Annotated in this window: 20 protein-coding genes; 12 read left to right on the top strand and 8 right to left on the bottom strand. The window is 44.3% G+C overall.

Going from position 1 to position 19908, the window contains the following annotated elements; genetic code table 11:
- Positions 1–57: 57 nt before the first annotated feature.
- The 3 genes from JGK39_RS13620 to JGK39_RS13610 all read right to left on the bottom strand — a co-directional run bounded on the left by JGK39_RS13620 (position 58) and on the right by JGK39_RS13610 (position 2970).
- Entirely contained in the window at positions 58–1581 is a 1524-nt protein-coding gene (locus tag JGK39_RS13620) for an MlaD family protein (protein WP_293296611.1), read from the bottom strand.
- Between the two features lie 91 nt (positions 1582–1672).
- Positions 1673–2053: a four helix bundle protein gene (locus JGK39_RS13615; RefSeq protein ID WP_293254289.1), complete on the bottom strand. Its 381-nt coding sequence runs from the start codon at positions 2051–2053 to the stop codon at positions 1673–1675.
- Positions 2054–2187: 134 nt separating this feature from the next.
- A complete protein-coding gene (locus tag JGK39_RS13610; protein WP_293254287.1) occupies positions 2188–2970 on the bottom strand; it encodes an ABC transporter ATP-binding protein in 783 nt (260 codons plus the stop codon).
- A gap of 168 nt (positions 2971–3138) precedes the next feature.
- Between JGK39_RS13610 and JGK39_RS13605 the strand changes: the two genes are divergently transcribed.
- Positions 3139–4539 carry a gluconeogenesis factor YvcK family protein gene (locus JGK39_RS13605; RefSeq protein WP_293254285.1) on the top strand — a complete coding sequence of 467 codons (1401 nt, stop codon included), beginning with the start codon at positions 3139–3141 and terminating at the stop codon, positions 4537–4539.
- A gap of 76 nt (positions 4540–4615) precedes the next feature.
- Positions 4616–5056: a tRNA (adenosine(37)-N6)-threonylcarbamoyltransferase complex ATPase subunit type 1 TsaE gene (tsaE, locus tag JGK39_RS13600; protein ID WP_366048883.1), complete on the top strand. Its 441-nt coding sequence runs from the start codon at positions 4616–4618 to the stop codon at positions 5054–5056.
- A 124-nt stretch (positions 5057–5180) separates the two neighbouring features.
- On the opposite strand, the gene JGK39_RS13595 is transcribed toward tsaE, so the two are convergent.
- The 3 genes from JGK39_RS13595 to JGK39_RS13585 form a co-directional block, all read right to left on the bottom strand.
- A complete protein-coding gene (locus tag JGK39_RS13595; protein ID WP_293254281.1) occupies positions 5181–5516 on the bottom strand; it encodes a DUF5615 family PIN-like protein in 336 nt (111 codons plus the stop codon).
- 3 nt (positions 5517–5519) lie between these two features.
- Entirely contained in the window at positions 5520–5858 is a 339-nt protein-coding gene (locus tag JGK39_RS13590) for a DUF433 domain-containing protein (RefSeq protein ID WP_293254279.1), read from the bottom strand.
- 430 nt (positions 5859–6288) lie between these two features.
- Complete coding sequence (locus JGK39_RS13585; protein WP_293254277.1) at positions 6289–7611, bottom strand: dihydroorotase; 1323 nt, start codon at positions 7609–7611, stop codon at positions 6289–6291.
- A 244-nt stretch (positions 7612–7855) separates the two neighbouring features.
- On the opposite strand from JGK39_RS13585, the gene lepB reads away from it, so the two are divergent.
- Positions 7856–8464 (top strand): signal peptidase I, encoded by a 609-nt coding sequence (lepB, locus tag JGK39_RS13580; RefSeq protein WP_293254275.1) that lies wholly within the window; start codon positions 7856–7858, stop codon positions 8462–8464.
- 189 nt (positions 8465–8653) lie between these two features.
- On the opposite strand, the gene JGK39_RS13575 is transcribed toward lepB, so the two are convergent.
- Positions 8654–11059, bottom strand: a complete 2406-nt coding sequence (locus tag JGK39_RS13575) for an NB-ARC domain-containing protein (RefSeq protein ID WP_293254273.1) — start codon at positions 11057–11059, stop codon at positions 8654–8656.
- Positions 11060–11442: 383 nt separating this feature from the next.
- Here JGK39_RS13575 and JGK39_RS13570 point away from each other — a divergent pair, with 383 nt between their 5' ends.
- The 3 genes from JGK39_RS13570 to JGK39_RS13560 all read left to right on the top strand — a co-directional run bounded on the left by JGK39_RS13570 (position 11443) and on the right by JGK39_RS13560 (position 14496).
- Positions 11443–11907, top strand: coding sequence for a hypothetical protein (locus JGK39_RS13570; protein ID WP_293254271.1), 465 nt, complete (start codon positions 11443–11445; stop codon positions 11905–11907).
- A 387-nt stretch (positions 11908–12294) separates the two neighbouring features.
- Positions 12295–12987 carry a hypothetical protein gene (locus JGK39_RS13565; RefSeq protein ID WP_293254269.1) on the top strand — a complete coding sequence of 231 codons (693 nt, stop codon included), beginning with the start codon at positions 12295–12297 and terminating at the stop codon, positions 12985–12987.
- 321 nt (positions 12988–13308) lie between these two features.
- Positions 13309–14496, top strand: a complete 1188-nt coding sequence (locus JGK39_RS13560) for an NAD/NADP octopine/nopaline dehydrogenase family protein (RefSeq protein WP_293254267.1) — start codon at positions 13309–13311, stop codon at positions 14494–14496.
- A 372-nt stretch (positions 14497–14868) separates the two neighbouring features.
- On the opposite strand, the gene JGK39_RS13555 is transcribed toward JGK39_RS13560, so the two are convergent.
- Positions 14869–16539, bottom strand: coding sequence for a glycosyltransferase family 39 protein (locus tag JGK39_RS13555; protein WP_293254264.1), 1671 nt, complete (start codon positions 16537–16539; stop codon positions 14869–14871).
- A gap of 73 nt (positions 16540–16612) precedes the next feature.
- Here JGK39_RS13555 and JGK39_RS13550 point away from each other — a divergent pair, with 73 nt between their 5' ends.
- From JGK39_RS13550 to JGK39_RS13525, 6 genes are all read left to right on the top strand, one after another.
- Positions 16613–16783 (top strand): hypothetical protein, encoded by a 171-nt coding sequence (locus JGK39_RS13550; RefSeq protein WP_293254200.1) that lies wholly within the window; start codon positions 16613–16615, stop codon positions 16781–16783.
- A 65-nt stretch (positions 16784–16848) separates the two neighbouring features.
- Positions 16849–17982: a recombinase RecA gene (recA, locus tag JGK39_RS13545; RefSeq protein ID WP_293254197.1), complete on the top strand. Its 1134-nt coding sequence runs from the start codon at positions 16849–16851 to the stop codon at positions 17980–17982.
- Between the two features lie 277 nt (positions 17983–18259).
- Complete coding sequence (locus tag JGK39_RS13540) at positions 18260–18406, top strand: hypothetical protein (protein WP_293254194.1); 147 nt, start codon at positions 18260–18262, stop codon at positions 18404–18406.
- Between the two features lie 654 nt (positions 18407–19060).
- Positions 19061–19270: a hypothetical protein gene (locus tag JGK39_RS13535; RefSeq protein WP_293254191.1), complete on the top strand. Its 210-nt coding sequence runs from the start codon at positions 19061–19063 to the stop codon at positions 19268–19270.
- 96 nt (positions 19271–19366) lie between these two features.
- Positions 19367–19534, top strand: a complete 168-nt coding sequence (locus tag JGK39_RS13530; RefSeq protein WP_293254188.1) for a hypothetical protein — start codon at positions 19367–19369, stop codon at positions 19532–19534.
- Between the two features lie 30 nt (positions 19535–19564).
- Positions 19565–19792, top strand: coding sequence for a helix-turn-helix transcriptional regulator (locus tag JGK39_RS13525; protein ID WP_293254185.1), 228 nt, complete (start codon positions 19565–19567; stop codon positions 19790–19792).
- Positions 19793–19908: the final 116 nt, after the last annotated feature.

The following is a 19908-nucleotide window of genomic DNA, read 5'->3' as shown; positions in this document are numbered from 1 at the left end:
CCTAACTGTAGGGCGCGCCCGCGCACCTTACCGACGGTTATTCAATGATACCATATTTCAAGGAGTATTTTCGGGAGGAACTAATTCTGCTGACCTTGAAGTTTGAGAATGTATAACAGGCAATTTTTGCGGTTTGTGCAAGCTGGGAATTCCCTGCTTTACTGATTGATTTACCGCAGTTGTACTCGCATTTACTTTCTGCGAAATAGGAGCTAATGTTTGAGCGACTTTAACTTGCTGCCGCAGTTGTTCTGTCGAACCCAACAAGCCTCCCAATCCGTTAAATAACCTGCGAATGTTGTTGCGGAAAGCCGGGTCTCCGGTCACTTCATCTACGTCGGAAGTGATTTTCTGCACGTTCTGAAATGTAGCTCGTGCAGAATCTAGGGTTTGCTGCAATAATAGCAAAGTGGCGGGATTGTTTACCTGGTTGGATAAATCTCGCAAAGTAGCAGAGGCTTGGGCCGCATTCGCTGATAAAACTTCTAAATTAGTTAGCAATTGTCCTTGGTTGATTCGATTAATTGTTGGACTCAAACTGCTGACGGCTACCCGCAATTCTTGACTGCTTTGATTGATGTTATTTAGGGTTGAGACTAAACTGGCGCGGTTGGTTGTTACTAATGAATTGACTTCGTTGGCTGTTAAGGTGATTCTATTGGCTGCTTGAGTTACTGAATTGGCAGAATTTATTGCAGCGGCTGATACGGCTTTTGTGGAAGTGTCCGCTGTAGCTGCTACTTTAGAAACATCGGCGGCAACTCCTGAGATTTCTCCTTTGAGCGATTGATTTAAGCTGCTGGCTTCTCCTTTTAAGGATTGATTTAAACTGGTTACTTCTCCTTTTAAAGATTGAGTCAAACTGTTGGCTTCTCCCTTTAATGATTGATTTAACGTTGTTAATTCGGTTTTTACTGATTGAGTTAAGTTGCCAACGTCTCCTGTTACTGATTTATTCAATGTTTGGATTTCGGCTTTGGCTGTTTGAGTTAAACTTGATAAATCTTGAGTGAGTTTAGCTGCGCCTTTGGCTGTGTTGGCTGTATTCTCGGAAATTGATTTAATATTGTTGAACAGGGCGGGGTCGGTGTATAAATTAGCTAGGCGGACTGTGGATCGAATTAGTTCGTCGAGACTGACTCCTGCTTGACCTTTTAAGCGGGAATTTTTGCAGATAATTTCTGGGGGACAGTCGGCACTAATGGGATTGGCGGTGAGTAATGAGTCTGGCAAAATTGAGTTGGGGGTAATGTCGATCGACGATTCGCCAATTAAACCGGATTTATTTGCTTCGATCGCCACATCGCGCGGCATAACTAAAGTACCGGGGGCTATCTCCATCGTCACCTCTACCCCGTTGGCGCTGGCTTTGATGGCGGTAATTTTACCGACGGCGACGCCGCGATACCTGACGGGCGTACCTATTTGCATTCCCTGGGCGCTGGCAAATTCTACGGCGAATTTGTAGCTGCGGTTTCCTAGCTGTACGCCCTGCAGCCAGAGCACTAAGCCGCCAAATAAACCGATTCCTACTAAAATCAAGAATCCGACAGAACCTTCTCTTACAGTTCGCGATCGCATATTGCCTCCGAGCGTCATTAGTCATTAGTCATTGGTCATTAGTCATTGGTCATTAGTCATTAGTCATTAGTTATTCGTTGTTGTTTGTGAGTTACTCGTCATAGTTTTTAGGAGATGAGCCGATAGATTGTAGATATGAGTTTAATTGAGGGGCTAAGTCATTAATGATTGTTGTGAATGTATTTACTTGTTCAACGGTTAAAAGATTTCGAGTGTAAGCTCGTCTCAACCAATGTTGAGTTTCATATAAAGAACCTCTAGCTATCTTGACAAAACGTCGATTGTCTTGATAGCTGCCTCGTCCGACTCCTTCTGCTATGTTAGCACCGACGCTATCGGCTGAACGGACAATTTGTTGACCGATCGTATTTTTGGCAAAGGAATCCCAAGTGTTAACAGTTGTCCAAATTTCATCAGCTAATCGTTCTGATAATCTATAAACCCGCAAATCCTGAAAACTCTTGCTTGTCATATTCCCCTCGCTATTAATAATCACTAACTGAAAACCAACAACCAACAACCTGTTTTGCCAATGACCAATGACTAATGACTAATGACCAATGACTAATGACCAATGACCAATGACTAATGACTAATGACTAATGACTATCCAATCACTTGAATTGGGCCGGTAACGCTGCCGCTAAAAAATTGTTTAATTAACAAATTATCTGTTGAGGCAATGTCGCTGACAGTGCCCTCCCACTGCACTTTTCCTCGGTACAGAAATACGATGCGATCGGCAGTCCGGCGAATGGTACTGTCTTGGTGAGTGACGATCGCATAAGTGCTGCAAACCCCTTGGGCCGCCTGCAAATCCCGAATTAAATCTTCAATTACCGTCGAAGCGATCGGATCTAAGCCCGCCGTCGGTTCGTCGTACAGCAAAACCTCCGGATTGTCCCTCGCATTATCGGGATTTGCCATGATGGCGCGGGCAAAACTTACCCGCTTCCGCATTCCTCCAGACAACTGCGCCGGATAGCGTTCGCCAATTCCCGGTAAACCCACCATCTCTAACTTTTCCTCGACCAATTCCCGAATCCGGCGGCGCGGCAGCTTAGAATGCTGGTACAGTAAAAAACCGACATTCTCCTCTACCGTCAGCGAATCAAACAAAGCCGCTTGCTGAAACACCATCCCAATTCCGATCGGATCTGCCACGTCGTCCACCCATCCCAGCCGCCGCTGTCCCTGAACGAAAACCTCGCCCGCATCCGGGGCCAACAAGCCCGCAATTATCCGCAAAATCGTAGATTTCCCCGTCCCGGAAGGGCCAATAATTGCCAGGGCCTCTCCCCGATATATCCTCAGATCCACTCGATCGAGGATTGGGTTCTCCCCGAAGGACTTACTTACCCCCTTGAGTTCGATTAGCGGCTCAGCCATAAGATGCGATCGATTATTATGTTGTCAGTCATCAGTCATCAGTCTAGCTAATGACTAATGACTGATGATTGATGAATAAGGACTTAAATTGACTGCCAGAATCAAAACTCTCTTGTATTGTAAATTTGTCAGCTCGAGCTATTCCAATACCCTTAAGACTAATTAACCATGTCAATTAGTTCATTTCCTAAAGCCCTGCGAGTCTTTGCCAAAGCTAAGCAGGTTTTTGCCCAATCCAGAAATCCTTACCCTCCCTCTTTGCGGAACGGGCGAGTTCACCAGTGGTTTAAGTGGTTGGCCCCCGGACTGTTGGTGAAACGGTGGCTGCTGATCAGTGCTAGCGGTGTGGTACTTGCCACTTTGGGGTTAGCGATTTGGACTGGGATGACTCCGATTTTTTTCTTGTTGCAATTGTTGAGAAATTTTTTGGCGTGGATTGCGGAAGTTATCCCCAATTACCTGTCGGGCCCGATCGTGATTGCGGGCGGGATTTTGTTAATTCTGTGGGGTCAAACTCGCAGTTTGAACTCGATTACTCAAGTGCTGATGCCGGAAGGGAATGAGGAATTGGTCGATCGGCTCCTCGACCACCGCCGCTTGCACCGCGGCCCGAAAATTGTCGCCATTGGAGGGGGTACAGGCCTTTCTCATTTGCTTAGGGGATTGAAGGATTACAGTGCCAAAATTACTGCGATCGTCACCGTGGCCGATGATGGCGGGTCTTCCGGGCGACTGCGGCGGGAAATTGGGGTATTGCCGCCGGGAGATATTCGCAATTGTTTGGCCGCTTTGGCCGATGAGGAAAAGTTATTAACTGAGTTATTTCAATATCGCTTTCAGGCTGGTGACGGTTTGGTCGGTCACAGTTTTGGTAATTTGTTTTTGACAGCGATGAGCGATATTGCTGGAGATTTGGAACAGGCGATCGCCACCAGTTCTAAGGTTTTAGCAGTGAGGGGGGAGGTGCTGCCGGCTACTCTGAGCGACGTTTCTTTGTGGGCAGAACTGTCTGATGGCCGGAGAATTGAGGGGGAGTCCAGCATCACCAAAGCTAACGGAAAAATCGTCAAAATTGGCTGCAATCCGGCTAATCCTCCGGCTTTGCCCAGGGCCGTCGAAGCGCTGCGGGAAGCGGATTTTATTATTATTGGGCCCGGGAGTCTTTATACGAGTGTGATTCCAAATTTGTTGGTGAAGGAAATTGCTGATGCGATCGCCCACAGTGAAGTTCCGCGCATTTATGTGTGCAATATTATGACTCAGCCGGGAGAAACTGACGGATATAGCGTTGCCGATCACATTCGGGCGATCGATCGGGCTTGCGGCCGCCCCCTGTTCGATGCTGTAGTAGTTCAAGGAAAAGTCCCATCTGCAAAATCTTTAATCCGTTATTCTCAGGAGAATTCCTATCCGGTTGTACTCGATCGCGAAGCCATAACGCAACTGGGGCGGCGAATAGTCATCGCCAACGTGACGGATGAAGATAAAAATACCGGTTTAATTCGCCACAATTCCCAAAGATTGGCGGGGATGTTGCTGCGCTGGTACGGGCGAGCGCAGAACATTTAAGCTGCTGACAGTTGACAGTTGACTGTTGACTGTTGACTGTTGACTGCTAACTAAGGACTAAGGACTAATGACTAAGATGATACTTTCTCTTCCAGATGCTGAAGCTACCCGCCAGTTTGGTGTTGCGTTAGGTCGATCGCTTCCCGCCGGCACTGTAATCTTGTTACAAGGAGATTTAGGTGCCGGCAAAACTACCTTGGTTCAAGGTATCGCCGAAGGCTTGGGAATCTCCGAATCTGTGGAAAGTCCTACTTTCACCTTGATTAACGAGTATTTTGCAGGGCGGATTCCGCTGTACCATCTAGACTTGTATCGACTGGAACCCGAAGAAGCGGAGGCTTTGCACTTAGAGAGTTACTGGGACGGATTAGAAAGGGATTTGGGGATTGTGGCGATCGAATGGGCCGAAAGATTGCCCTACAAACCAGAGAATTCTTGGCAAATTTCTTTGAGTTATCTCGATAACGGGCGGCAAGTTGAAGTGATGGGGACTGGCGATTTATTGGATTGGCAATAGACATCTCCAATAATTATTGTGGAACAGGCATCCTGCCTGTTCAAGACTTGCTTTTTTGGATAGATATAATGGGAAAATTGAGCTAGTGCGATTCACCCCGAGGGATAGCTACGCACGCGCGTACTTACTGCGGCGGGCGGTTGACTCGAATCAATTTGCCCCTCAAAGTTTCTTCACCAGCAATAGCATCATTAATGCGTGTTGCCAACCTTTCTAGATTTTTGTCGTCTGTACATACGATAATACCCGAATGATTTGGTTGTTCAGCGTGCAAGCCTATGAAATGCCGGTGGTTTTGCGTCATCACCGCGCGATCGTTATTCGCAGCAAAGGCTAATACTTCGGGGTCATCATCTCCGGCATTTCCTGCCTCTTGAATAGTCAGGGCATCGTGACCAAAATTTCGCAGCCGTGCCACAACAGGAAACGGGAACTGTTCATCTGCATAAAGACGTGCCATAAATTATACTTCCTGCATCATTGCTGCGGCTTCTTCTCGGAGTGCTGTTGCAATTTCTTCTGAATTTTCCTCAGCATAAGTCCAGACATTGACTAAGTTTATAGCATTCAAATAAGGATAAAATTGCATAATTTCAGCATCCGTTGCACCTTGACTTCGCAAACTCACGAACAGCCAAACGGGTAATCTAGTTTTGGCAATACAAGCATCGCCGCCGCAAACTCCGGGAGTCTTCGTAATTCCCGGCCAGCTATTGCTTAAACTTTGGGTTAACAGCCGTATTGCTTCATATTTCTCGGTCGGAGTTAAGGCAAGAAGTTGTGTTTTTAATTCTTGGAGCATAGGTAATATCGCCTCGACAATCAGGGAATATATTCTGATAATTTTAACACATTTTAGTTGAAGCTTCCTCATTTTTTTTGAGGGCAGCTTCAACTTAATCCAGATTTGCATTAGTCCGGTCGATTACCATAACAAAAACGGCTCGTAGTGCGGACTTCAGTCCGCTCTAGGGCAGAGAACCCAAGTCCGCACGCGCGACGATATAATCTTATTGTGGTCAATCCACCGGACATGATGTCAAAACTGACGCACAACCGGAATAAATGGTGCATCAGCATGAGATTTTTATTGATGATTTACACTGACATTTTCTGAGGAAATCTACCGCGGATTCATAAAAAACTAAGGACTTTAGTCCTCACTACGAACCCGATAGTTATTTTACCGTCTTGGTGAATGCTGGAGTTGTTGGCACCAGTTTTGTGCAGGCTTACTCGCCGTCAAATGTCAAGGCTTCTCCCCTGACATTTGTATCTAATTTCCCATTCTCAAAAACAACTTTTCCTCCCACAACTGTCACCAACGGCCATCCCGTCAAATTCCAACCTTCAAAGGAACTCCAGCCGCACTTGCTCGCCATTTCTGCTCCAACCACCGGGCGGTAGTTGTCCAAATCTACCAATACTAAATCAGCATCAAAACCAGGAGCTATCGCCCCTTTGTTCGGAATCTTATAAGCCTTAGCAACAGCCGCCGACATCCAATTAGCAACTTGTGCAACTGTACATCTTCCCTCGGCTGCTTGCGTCAACATCAAAGGCAAAGAAGTTTCAACTCCTGGCATTCCCGATGGGCTATTTGGATATTCTTGAGCTTTTTCTTCTAAAGTGTGCGGCGCGTGATCGGTGGCAATAAAATCAATTACGCCGTCGAGTAAAGCTTGCCAAAGTATTTCGTTATCGCGGGTGTCCCGCAACGGCGGATTCATCTGGGCTAAACTGCCAATCTTCTCATAGGCGCTGGTATTTAACAACAAATGCTGCGGCGTTACTTCCGCCGTTACCCAACTGGGTTTTTCTTGTCGCAAAAACTCAGCTTCGTCGCCTGTGGAAAGATGCAGGATGTGCAGTCGGCGTTGATATTTCTTAGAAAGTTTTAAGGCTAGCTGAGTTGCTAACAAGGCTGCTTGATTGTCTTGAATTTGCGAGTGCACAGCTAAATCGGTACTGCCGGCAAATTCCTGACGGCGCTGATTAATTCTAGTTTGATCTTCGGCGTGTACTGCAATTAATCGATCGCCCTTTGCGAAAACTCGCTCTAAATTTTCCTCTCCATCCATCAAAAGCTGCCCGTGCATCGAACCCATAAACACCTTAATCCCCGGAGTCGGATTCGCATCCAACAAATCCGGCAAATTCTCCGGCGTCGCCCCAATAAAAAAGCCGTAATTGACCAAACACTTGTCAGCAGCGCGGCTTAGCTTGTCATCTAAGGCCGCTTGGGTTGTGGTTAGGGGGCGGGTATTCGGCATTTCCAGAAATGATGTCACGCCGCCCTTAGCGCACGCGCAGCTAGCCGTAAACAAATCTTCCTTGTGTTCCAAACCCGGTTCGCGGAAGTGTACCTGCGGGTCAATTACTCCGGGTAACAGAGTTAGACCGATCGCATTTATTTCGCGATCGCCCGATGCCGCAATTTCAGGAGCAACCCGAACAATTTTGCCATCGCTAAGGAGCACGTCCCCTACCAAAAACTCACCGTCAGGTAACAGAATGCGAGCGCGGCGGATTAACAGACTTGATGTGGTCGGCATAAGCTATAATTAAGTGAGGAGTGTACGTGGAAACCTGCAAAAATTTTATCCTCAAAATAGTTGTGAAAATAGTAAGAAATATAACTAGCTTGCAGAAAAATTGTAATTGGTAGGGTGCGCCTGAAGCACCTTACTCAACCAGATAGTACAATAATTGACTCTGTCGGCGCAGATTTTGCAGATTTCCTCAAAAAACTTTGAATTAAGTCTATAATTTGTATCCAGCCCAGTGACTTAAATACTTATGACTCGTCTAGACAAGTCAGCCGACCAAAAACCCCCGCAAGATACGGAAAATCCTTGGATAGAAGGAATTAAGACGATCGGCTTAGCAGCATTCTTAGCCTTTGGCATCCGCACCCTGGTTGCTGAAGCTCGCTATATTCCGACAGGCTCGATGCTCCCAACCTTGCAAATTAACGATCGATTAATTATAGACAAGGTGAGCTATCGACTCCAAGACCCGCAGCGAGGAGATATTATCGTGTTTATGCCTCCGGATCCGGCGAGTTTGTGCACGGGACAGCCGCCGCCGATCAAAGATGCCTACATCAAGCGAGTGATCGGACTCCCGGGCGATACTGTGGAAGTCAAAGACGGAAAAGTTTATATCAACAAGCAGCCGCTACAGGAAAAATATATAGAAGAAATTCCGCAGTATCCCTACGGGCCTGTAGTTGTATCTCAAAATTCTTACTTGGTGCTCGGGGACAACCGCAACGCAAGCTGTGACAGCCATTATTGGGGCTTTGTACCCAGACCAAATATCATCGGTAGGGCGATCGTCCGTTTTTGGCCTCTCAACCGCACAGGCTCGATCGACCCCACACCGATTTATCCCGCTAAAAAATAGCTACCACCTAGAATTCCGCAGCGTAAAACCTGCGGTTGTCAGCTTAAATGAGCAATGACCAACTACTAATTACTAATTACCAATCACCAATCACCAATCACCAATCACCAATTACCAAGATAAAATTCTTATTGATTTTAATCAATAGTATTCATAAAATTATTGGGCAACAATCCTCAATGTCACTTCTTATTTCAACGAATTGAGCAATGAGTTCATTTTTTCTGCTTCTCGCCTCATCCCCAGGCGATTAAAGCCCTCCAGTGCTTTAGTTGCCCACTGGTAGGCTTCTGAAAAATCCCCCCGTATTTTTTCTAATTCAGCAAACGAGCTTTGATATACAGCAACTTCCCGTTTGTCCTTATTACGCTCTACTACAATCAAACCTGCCTTCAAAATCTTTTCAGCTTCGCTCAAGTTACCTTCCTTTATTTCAATATTAGCTACTTCGCCCTGGATATAATAAACTGCTCGCTGCCAATTAATATCTTCAGCTTTTTTCAATATTTGTTGATAACCTAATTTAGCCCTATCATAATTTCTCATCTCATACTCAACTTTAGCCTTGTAATATTCATTAGTGATTCGATCGCGAATGTAATAACGTCCTTCTAACGGGCTATTATTCAACAAGTTTTCTCCTACGTTTGACCAATGCAGAGCTTGTTCATATTGCTTTTGGTCTAAATAAAGTTGAGTTAAATGATTAGCCAAGTTAACCTGACAATCAAAAGTCGCATACTCATGCAAACTCCAAGCTCGTAATAAAATATCTTCCGCCATTTCTACTTGCCCGATTAAACTCAGCGTCCAACCTTTTTCTGACATGGCAAACACAGTATTTGACAAATCTCCTCGTCGCTCGGATGCCTCAATCAGCCATTGCATCCAAAACAGGCGATCTTCCCAATATCCATAGATATGAGAATAGTTTTTCAAACTATTCCATAAATCTTTAACATCTTGATAGCGTTCTTGAACAGCCAACCACTCAATCATCGCTAAAAGGTTAGCACCTTCTGCTTCTAAGCGATCGTAGTGGATATGCCATTCATGCCATTCTTCTTGTCCGTAGCGCTGGGCAAAATCTAAATACCACCTTACCCACCGCTCTCGTGCTTCTTGCTCGAAATCTGAATTAGCAGCAAGTTCTCCTAAAGCGTACTCACGAGTGAGAGACAACATCTCATATCGTCCTTCTTGCTGACGTATTAAGGATAGTTGTTGTAGTTGAGCCAAGCCTTTATTTGCATTAATTGGATCTCTTTTGAGTCCAGCTACTTCAGTCACAGCATCCCAAGTAGAATCTTCACTAAAAATAGCCAATGACATCAACAATTTTTGAGCGGGTTTCCCCCTAAGTGGTTGCACCGAAGTGTGAAAACAAAAATGCGCTATATCTTCAAGAAAAAGACTTGATTTATCTAATACCATTTCTATAGAATAGCTGCTGGCTAGCTGACCTATCGCATAAATCAGAGCAATAGGAACTCCCCCAAAACGATTGTAAAGTCTTCTTGATTGTTCGTCGTTAAGTGTCACCCCCTTTTCTGTAGATTGTTGCAAAATTAGGAGCAGACTGTCTGCTTCTGGCAAGCAATTCAAACGAATAGGAGCATACATAACAACCTGTTCGCGGGTAGTGATTACTGCTTTGGTACTTGGTGGCAAATCAGACAAAAAAGCTAAAATTTCATTTTTCTCTGTAATTGTCTCTAAATTATCGATAATCAGTAGAGTTTTCTGCCTACCAAGACTTTCATAAACACGATTGAGTTGCTCTTCTGGTGCCGATTGAGTAATGGTTTGATCTTCCAAAGTAGATGCGATTAGCCTGAAAATATCGCGTAATGTACTTTCTCTTTGAAGTCGTGGCACAATGCCATTCGGTAACAGATAATTTTCTTTGGCACTAACGAATATAATTGCATCAAAGATTGGTGCATCTATGGCGATACCATGTTTGGCTTCCCAAGACTGATAAGCCGCCTCTACTACCAGTGCTGTTTTACCGACACCACCTATACCGTCAACAGTAATAATCGGCGCACGGTGATTGAGAGATATCAATTTTAGTAAGTGTTTAAGGTCACTTTGGCGACCAATAAATTCGTTATCTTGTTTTGGTAAGTTGCAATAGGGAAGCTGATGTAAGCTATGGCGATGTGGCGTACCAGGGGCGATCGCTTCTTGATGTCCTAAAAAAATCAGATTTTGCAATGATGGAGGTGCGATTATTCCTTCAATTGCTACAAAATCCGAGTTGGGGTTTGACGTATTAATTTTGACCAAAGTATGGTCATATTGTTCCTGAGCAAATTGGTTGCCCCATTCAGCATAGGAATATCCTAGCAGCAACCGACACAAGCCATCGACAAGCCAAAGTTCAGAGGTATTTCGTTTCCCTTTCAATAAATTTAATACAGCTTGGTCTGAGGGGCTGCGGTCAGGATCTATTCGGTTTTGCCAGTGGACGATAAGTTCACCAGTGCGCGCGCGAGTCCTTCCGGGTTTTTTGTATCTCTTCTCAAACTCGGTTAGTAACCTTCGTTGCAGGTCTGGACATACATTAACAGAGACATTGGCTAGACTCATCAGGAATGGCGCTGAAGTGGACAGTGCTTTTAGGTGTTTCAGCGATTTTAGCAGCTAAGTTGGCTTAAAGTTGGCTTTTTTAGAATTTGGCTTAAAGTTGGCTTAAAAGTAGCCTTTTGTGTCCCTATTAAACTTAACGTCCGAATACACTCTAGTCATGGATTAGCTCAACCCATGAAATAAAATTTGATGCCAAGTCCAAAAAACAACACAAATTCAAAAAATAATGGAGGGATTATTTCATTACCTGAATAATGCAAAGGATTCGATCACAAATGCACATAATGAATAGAACAGTGAAAAGGATTAGTCTGCAAAACAGAGGAAACTTCTTGAGTAAAAGCGAATATTTTCGATTTGTTTTTATCTAATATGGAGAAAGTATGACTACCGAATATCTGGGATCGATTACTGTTCTTAACAAGCAGTATCAGCCAATGCTTCTTACCGACTTGTTGAACGAACAATTGAATGTTTTACACTTTCAAGATAGCTATGGCAGTGGCAGAACATGTAACTGTGTTCTTTCCTCTATCGAAGTTAATTTGGAGCGACTTAGCAATTACGGAAGTACAACCTTAATTGTTGCTGATGATGCATTCGACAAGGAAAACCCTCCTGAAACTAAAGTTCATCGTGTCGTGATGACAAAAGCTGAAATGGGTAGCTTGAATTTGCTTGATGAAGAAGGTTACGTCTGTCGCACCACTTTGATTGTTAATAGCACTGGAGCTGTTTTAGCAACCTTACCAGTAATGACTGAAGAAGAGCTAGGAACTCACATTGAACAAGCTGTACTTCCCACATTAATTCAACTCCAAAGAAAGTTTATACCCACTATTAAGTAAGGAGTTTAGGGGGAACTGTCTTATGGCTCTTACCCCCTGAGATCAGTATACTTTGGCAATATAAGCTGTTCGACATTCAAACTGCACTATTTGTCGCTCAGACCCCATACTGTAAAGGGTTGAAGCAATAAATTTAAATGACTAACTGCTTGTTTTCCGGTTAAATCGGAATTACATGATGCAATATAGCAATCCCAATTGATTTTCAAATATAGAAAATCCAGATTTTTTTGCTATAAAGGGAGTCTACCAAGGCAAGGAGTCGTTATCTTTTTTTGAGATTCAGATAAGATTCTTATAGTCCTTACTGCTTACGATAACACGATCAAAATATATCATTCCGATGTAACTGGATTTGATATAAATTATTAATCAGAGGAATTAACAATGAGTAACCTAATTTGTTCAACAAGTGACCAATCAATTCTGACAATTACTGACCTGGCTCAACAAAAAAATATTACCAGCAGTATTTTTTTTGATGCAGTTCGCTTCATCAAGCAACAGAAACCAGGAGTTGTGTTAGGACTGGCTCCGAAGCGAGGAATTAGAAAGATGATAGGGGTTATAAAGCGTACTGCTCGATTTGAATTGATTGGCGATCGCCCACCCAAAGATGCCAACTTCATGGTGAATGTACCGATTGGAGGAATTATCGCTATTGAAATAGGGCCTTCTGCTGGGCCAAACACTCCAATCGGTTCCATTGTTGAACAGAGCCTTTATCAACAAGGAGTTGCTGGTATCGTAATTGGTGGAAGGCTTCGAGATGTTGAGAGCATCCCAGAAGAGCGTTCCATTTGGGCGCTAGGAACCACCTGTTGTGGAGCCTATGGAGAGCTTTGGGAAGAAGAAGTTGACTGCCCAATCTCCATTTTAGGGACGCGAGTCACTTTGGAAAGCCTGATAGTGGCAGATGAGAGTGGCATAGTTGTCAGTCCTCCCTTAACGCCGAGAGAAGTAGAGATTGTTGGAAAATTCGTCGATGCCGATAATTATGCCCAATTCCTGGTGCAGCATAAGGGCATGAACTCGAACGATGCAAAAGACAAGGCTTCTGAATGTTTTGGTCTTCTCTGAGACACCCACCTTATACCATTTTTCTAAAGATCCGATAGAGAGAAAGAACGACAAGACGTTCCAATTATCTGCTTTCCCTAGTTTGCAAAAGTCTGTCACAACTTTAAAAAAATGGTATTAGAGATAAAACCTCTCAAAAAGCGGAGTTGCCGATAAGTAAAAAGTTTTTAACAAAAAGTGGCTTTCGGCATAAGAGTATCATCCCGATTCCAACAAAAAAATTGGGCTGGGGCAAATTATAGCGTGAGGGTAGGTACTTGGAGGCGGTTGTTCAAAAATATCGACATTAACCAAAATTTCGACTACTGACTGGAGATTTACATGAAATATCAATCTAACAATGTCATTGTGATGGGCGGAGGGCACGTAGGTTTTGCCGTTGCTGCTTTCTTGAGTTCCGAAGGTGTCAACGTACACTTGTTTTCTCGCCGTTTATTGTCGATCGCTAAAACACTTACTATTAAAGCTATTGGTCAAGTTTTGTGTGGTAATTATCAAATAGCTAGCTTTTCAACTCAAATGCAGGCGATCTCTGCTCATTTGGGAAAGCTACCTCCTATAATAATCATTTGCTGCCGAGGTAACGAATTAGTGGAGTACGCTCGCATCATATCCCGGTATGTTTATTCAGAAATGAACATTATACTTTTCTGTGGGAGTCGGTTGGATGACTGCGTATTCCGCCAACAGTTAATTTCAAGTGGCGTTTTAGAATCCCAGATGCCAGCCGTTGCTAGTGCTACAACCAGCCCTTTTTGTTGCTGCCTACAATCAGACAGCACAGTTGAGATTAAGGCAAAGAAAAGCCAAGTGGTTATCAGCGCCCAAACACTAACGATGACAGAACGGATCTTAAAAGCTTTGCAGCCTTGGTTCCGTAATTTACAGATTGCAGGATCGTCCTTAGAGGTTGCTTTAGAAAAACGAAATGATATTACTCATATCCCTCTCATGTTAACTTCAGCACGAAGCTTGGAGAAAAAAGAGCCACATTTGTTTTACCACGAGGTAGGACCTCGTACAGTTGGTTTGATTGTAGCTTTAGACAATGAGCGCCTGAAGATTGGACAAGCTTACGGTCTAAAACTTCGTGATTGGGTGAATTGGCATCAAGCTGAATACAATACATCTGCCTTATCAATCTACGAAAATCTTCAGCAGACGAGCGCGTATCAGCATTCATTCATGGATACTCTTGATGATCGCTACCTAACCGAAGATGTTCCCTACGGTGCTGTTTGTCTTCAAACCTTAGCGCGAATCGCAGAAGTACAGACTCCTGTATTAGATGGATGTATATCGCTTGTCAGTCAACTGATTGATATGCCCATCCCGGCTTGGACTCCTGAATTATTGGGTATAGCTGGACTGAATCCGACTCAGATATTGGAATTATTAAGTAGTTCTTGGGTTAAGCAACCCTTGTATCTGCCACTACCTTCACTTTTGTCTTCTTTGGCTCAACCTGATTTCCAGTCTGATAAAGAGATTGAGAATGTCAAAATTTGAAAATGGAGATTTTGCAGGGGAGTTAACGAAAATAAATCCCGTTTCTCTTAGGAATGAAAATTGAATATAGCCTTTATCTAAAAGATTTGCGGACAATTTTTGCCATAAAAAGCGTTACACTGTAAGGATTACAGGATACCTCGGCATACCTTATCTTTCTGAAAAAGGCTATAACTTAAGTAACTTTGCTTCCCCATTTCTTTTCCAGTAAGGGCGAAGGCGGGAAGAGTCGCCTAGGTTATTAACTTTTCATTCCTTAGTGGTGGGCATCGGGGATATTAACAAAAATTATCAAATAGTGGCTTAAGGTGCGTCAGTTAAAATATTTGAGACAAATCCAACAGTTTTTTTCACTCCGCACCCTACCGGGAACTAAGAAGCTCGCCGCACTCGAAAAAGTTTGGCGTATGCCAATATAGGCTCTAGCCGCCGCTGATTTTGCTTGAGTGCCGATCGCAATTTTTCCGAAGGGCGGAACACCAGAGGAGCCGAATATTTGTTCAGCATCTCGATATCCGGCGACTGACTCAGCAGCATCAGCCGTACATCTTTGTCGAGCAAATAACTCAGGGAGAGCAAATCTCCCATGTTAGTAAAGTCATTACCGCGATCGCTAATTACAATTGTATCTTTAATCGATCGATTAGCGATCGCCTCTTTGTTAATATTTCTCGCAACTTCAGCATTAAAATAGCTCAAGTCTTTGCTCCACCAAGTATCAGAAACACCGCTCACGGTACAGGATGCTATGCTTGCTGTAAATACTCCGGCTAAAACGACTTGCCAAAACCGCTGCTGAGTTTTTACATTATTTGCGAGCAAGCAAGCAACTGCTAGCTGCACTCCCGGAAAGCAGGAAATCAGATAGCGGCTGACGGCGGAACGTTTGCCACCTAGAATTATATCCGGTAAAACCAGCATCAAAAATGGTACGAAAATTGATGTTACAATAAACAGCAAAGTTGAAATATTTGTGCGGCGGCAGATGTTGTAAACTGCTACCGCAATTAACAGCAAAAATGGCAATCTCAGCAGGTAATTCCAAATATTGTCAAAGCCGAAGTCGAAGTCAAAAAATAAGGCTGTAAAGCTGAGCGTCCACAATTTGACCAAATACAGCCAACCAGGAGATATTCGCGTCCAATCTGTCGTTGCTGAGGCTCGTTCCAGGTTGGTCGCCAGCACGTAAATCCACGGCAGATACAAGATTAAAGCTGCTGTTACTGCTAAGAAAAATTGCGAATTAGTTAAGTGACCTCGCAATTTTCTTTTTTTGACAAACAGCCAGCAAGCAATTATAAAAACTCCATGTCCGACAAGTGTTAACGTGAAGAAAGGGTGAGTGTAGCAACCGATCGCAATTGCGATCGAGTAATACGCCCAATTTTCCCAGCCCCGCAACCGCAATGCTCTCAGCAGCAGCCAACTGCTGCCAATCACTGTTGCAGTGAGCAAACTGTACTGCCTTGCTGTCTGAGCAAACAAGATGTCAAAGGGAGATAAAGCCAACAGCGTTGTTGCTACTAAGGCTGCCAAATTTGAAGCGAAAAGTTCCTGGGCTAAAGCGTACATCAAAGGTAGCGACAGCAAACTCAATATTGCTGGCAAACTGCGGGATGCTGCAAGAGAACTGCCAAATTGCTGCATCCACCAACGAGCCATCAAAAAGTACAAAGGCGGATGTTGGGGGTCTTCTAGTGCTAGCGAACGTATTGTGTCTGCTGCTGTACTTCCCGGTTTGATCCGCTGATATTTCTGCAATTCTGGTGCGGGAATAATCCGGTTTTGAAATAGTTCGTCGTCGATTTCTTGTCTGGTGAAACCAGCGGCGCGGATTGATGTGTATGCTTCGTCGTGCCAGTAAAGTTTGCGATCGATCTCGAAGAACCGAAATCCGATACCTAGTAAAATGCCGATCGCCAATAAGCTAATTAGCAACCGCGAATTTTGAGGATTTTTGGGATTAACAGATGTGTCTTGATTTGTTGTAGATGCCATTGTTGTCCTAATTGTGGCGATCGTCCTATAGCGGTTCTCAAGCATGGTGAGGTATGCCCTAATGCCCTAGGCCCGGCGCAGGCCAGTCATACCTCATGTTTCTGAGACTCGGCTATATATGCGTACCGATCGATACCAGTACAGAACCCAACCGACAATCATTCTAACCTCTGCCGATCGCCTCCTACCTTCTAAACAAGAGCCACAGTATCGGACGATCGGGCCCAAGCACCGCAAAATCAAGAATTCTAAACCAAATCCCCCCAGAACTTCCAGAGCCCAAAAATAACTGCTAACATACGTGTTGTACAGTTAATCAACAAGCTCCGCAAGGGGTCTACCCGCGTACCGAAAATGGCAAAAAAAGAAGCTTCTACAAAAACTACTGAAAACACAGAAAAGCAAAAAGCCCTAAATTCCGTACTGTCCCAAATCGAGCGCAGCTTTGGCAAAGGAGCGATCGTCCGATTGGGAGACTCCACTCGCATGAGGGTAGAAACCATCCCCACCGGAGCTCTGACACTGGACATTGCTTTGGGCGGCGGTTTGCCAAAAGGCCGAGTAATTGAAATTTACGGCCCGGAAAGTTCCGGTAAAACTACTCTAGCGCTCCACGCGATCGCCGAAGTCCAAAAAACCGGCGGCATCGCAGCCTTCGTAGATGCCGAGCACGCCCTCGATCCCACCTACGCCTCAGCATTAGGCGTCGATATTGAAAATCTCTTAGTTTCCCAGCCGGATACCGGCGAAATGGCCCTAGAAATTGTCGATCAACTCGTGCGATCCGTCGCCGTCGATATCGTAGTCATTGACTCAGTAGCTGCCCTCGTCCCCCGCGCCGAAATCGAAGGCGACATGGGCGACTCCCACATGGGCTTGCAAGCCCGCTTGATGAGCCAAGCACTTCGCAAAATCACCGGCAACATCGGCAAATCCGGCTGTACCGTCATTTTCCTCAACCAATTGCGGCAGAAAATCGGCGTAACTTACGGCAACCCCGAAACAACAACCGGCGGTAACGCACTCAAATTCTACGCCAGCGTGCGGCTCGACATTCGCCGCATTCAAAGCTTGAAAAAAGGTACCGAAGAATACGGCAACCGCACGAAAGTTAAAGTTGCTAAAAATAAAGTTGCTCCGCCTTTCCGCATTGCCGAATTTGACATTGTATTTGGCAAAGGCATTTCTACTTTAGGCTGTCTGACTGACTTGGCCGACGAAATGGGAGTAATTCTGAAAAAAGGTTCTTGGTACAGTTACAACGGCGAGAACATCGCTCAAGGACGAGACAAAGTGATTCAACACATGGAGAAAAACATCGATTTCAAAAATGAGATCGAGCGGCTAGTACGGGAAAAACTTGATACTGGGGCAGTAGTTTCTGCTAATTCTGTCGCTCCTGTGGATGTTGATGTTGATGATGTTGAGGATGATGATGAGATTGTTGATAATGACATTCAAGATTTAGGAGATATGGAAGAAATCTAAATTTTGTCGCTATCGGTCATATCACGGCCGATCGATTATCATCACAAAAACGGCTCAGGCCGCGGACTGAAGTCGGCACTACGAACAAAAACGGTTTGTAGTGCGGACTTCAGTCCGCTCTCAGGCCGCGGACTGAAGTCGGCACTACGAACGAACTTATCTGATTGCGGTTAATCGATCGCACAGGATATCATTAGTGATTAATCATGACTAATTAGCAATAATAGGTTGGGTTTATATACGTTAAACCCAACCGACTATTGTATGTATTATTTTTTTGAAATCTATCGCAGAAATTGCACAGAAACTGGGTTTCTCAATACCCGAAAAGTTTGAGTTTAATATTGACATCAAGAACATTATTTGCGCGATCGACTCTAGTGCTGAGGATGTTGGTTGGGTAGTGCCTTTTCGTAAAGGATGAAGAATAATCGACCTTTCGTGGAGTCTCACCCAGTCTGACTTCCAAAATAGAGTATTTTACTCCGTCCTTTACGAAATACCACTACCGGCAAAATTGAAGAATTTAATCTCGTCAAATACTAGCTCCGATCGCAAACGAGCGAGAAAATTTCTGTCACCGAGAGTTATTGAGGTGCGTCGCTACTCGAACTACGAATAATATTTCTACAGGACAAGCTATCAACTGTCAATTATTTACTTCACCCTGCTTCAGGTCTCTTCACCTTGATTCACTTGGTAGCATTCGCATCACTTGGTTTACACGCTTCAGCTTCTGACTCATTGCAGGTGCAAATACTTAGCAACACAATAGATTTATATACGTAAGTAAAGGAGTTCCAATCACCGCTAAATACTGTGGATTTTACGGATATTTCCCAGTCCGTCAAGTTGCGGTAACTAACACTAACGCGATTTTGACAACTGGCAGATTTCAAATCTGAGAGTCTTTGTAAAGAAATATAAAAGCTCCGGAAACTGACTAGATGTCACGGAAAGTACGATTTCTAAGCTGAGCCTGTAAAAACAATCCTATTGATTCATAGCAAAAATGAACTTGAGGAACACAAATTTCATTTGCGAAAGACTTAAATCATTGTTGGAGTGAAAATAAATTATGGCTGACGGTCAACTAGGAGTTATATTAAAGATGGCTCAAACAATTAATCCTCAAATTGAGAGCGATCGACATTTTGAAATAGACTTGGAAAAATTGCGTCAACTGCCAGCAGGAACACTAGGGTGCTCAGTGGCGCGATTTATAGACGAACAAGGGTTTGAACCGATCGCATCAGGAGACTGGATTCAACGAAACCACGACGTTTAACCGGTTCTGACGGGTCTTTCACCTTCTGCTGAAGATGAATTTATACTTCAAGCGTTTACTCGCGCTCAAGTATTTCGCCCTTCCTGTGCGATTTTAGTGTTAGTTGGACTGCTGAGTGGCAAATGCGCGATCGGACAAATTATCAAAGGTTTAAAACATGGAAAATTAGCCGCTCGGCTCATTGATTGGGATGTTGCATCTGACTGGGAAACTCCCTTATCTGAAGTCCGAGATAAACTGGGGATTCTACCATTAATTGATTAATTTTTTAACTCGTCACTGCACTGCAAAACTATGCAAAGCACCATTTACAAACCGGTAATCAGCCTGAGCCCGCGGGAAAGAGCGATCGCGCAATTAGTAGCGCAAGGTCTGCCCAACAAATGTATTGCCAAAAATTTAAATATCAGTCACTGGACGGTTGCTACTTACGTGAGGCGGATTTTTATCAAACTCGGTGTTTGCTCCAGAACTGCGATGATTGCACTGTTGATACAAGAAAATATGCTCTGGGACTCATAAATAGTAGGGTGTGCACTGCGCACCGGTTGACTTCGTATCCCATCGCGCCCACACCGATTGACTTTTTCCGTGCGCAGTGCGCACCCTACAAGATTAGCCGCGCACCGGTTGACTTC

The sequence above is a fragment of the Microcoleus sp. PH2017_12_PCY_D_A genome, assembly GCF_020738565.1.
GTDB lineage: Bacteria > Cyanobacteriota > Cyanobacteriia > Cyanobacteriales > Microcoleaceae > Microcoleus.
The sequence above is the reverse complement of the archived record's forward strand: the minus strand, read 5'-3'. Positions and strand labels throughout refer to the sequence as shown.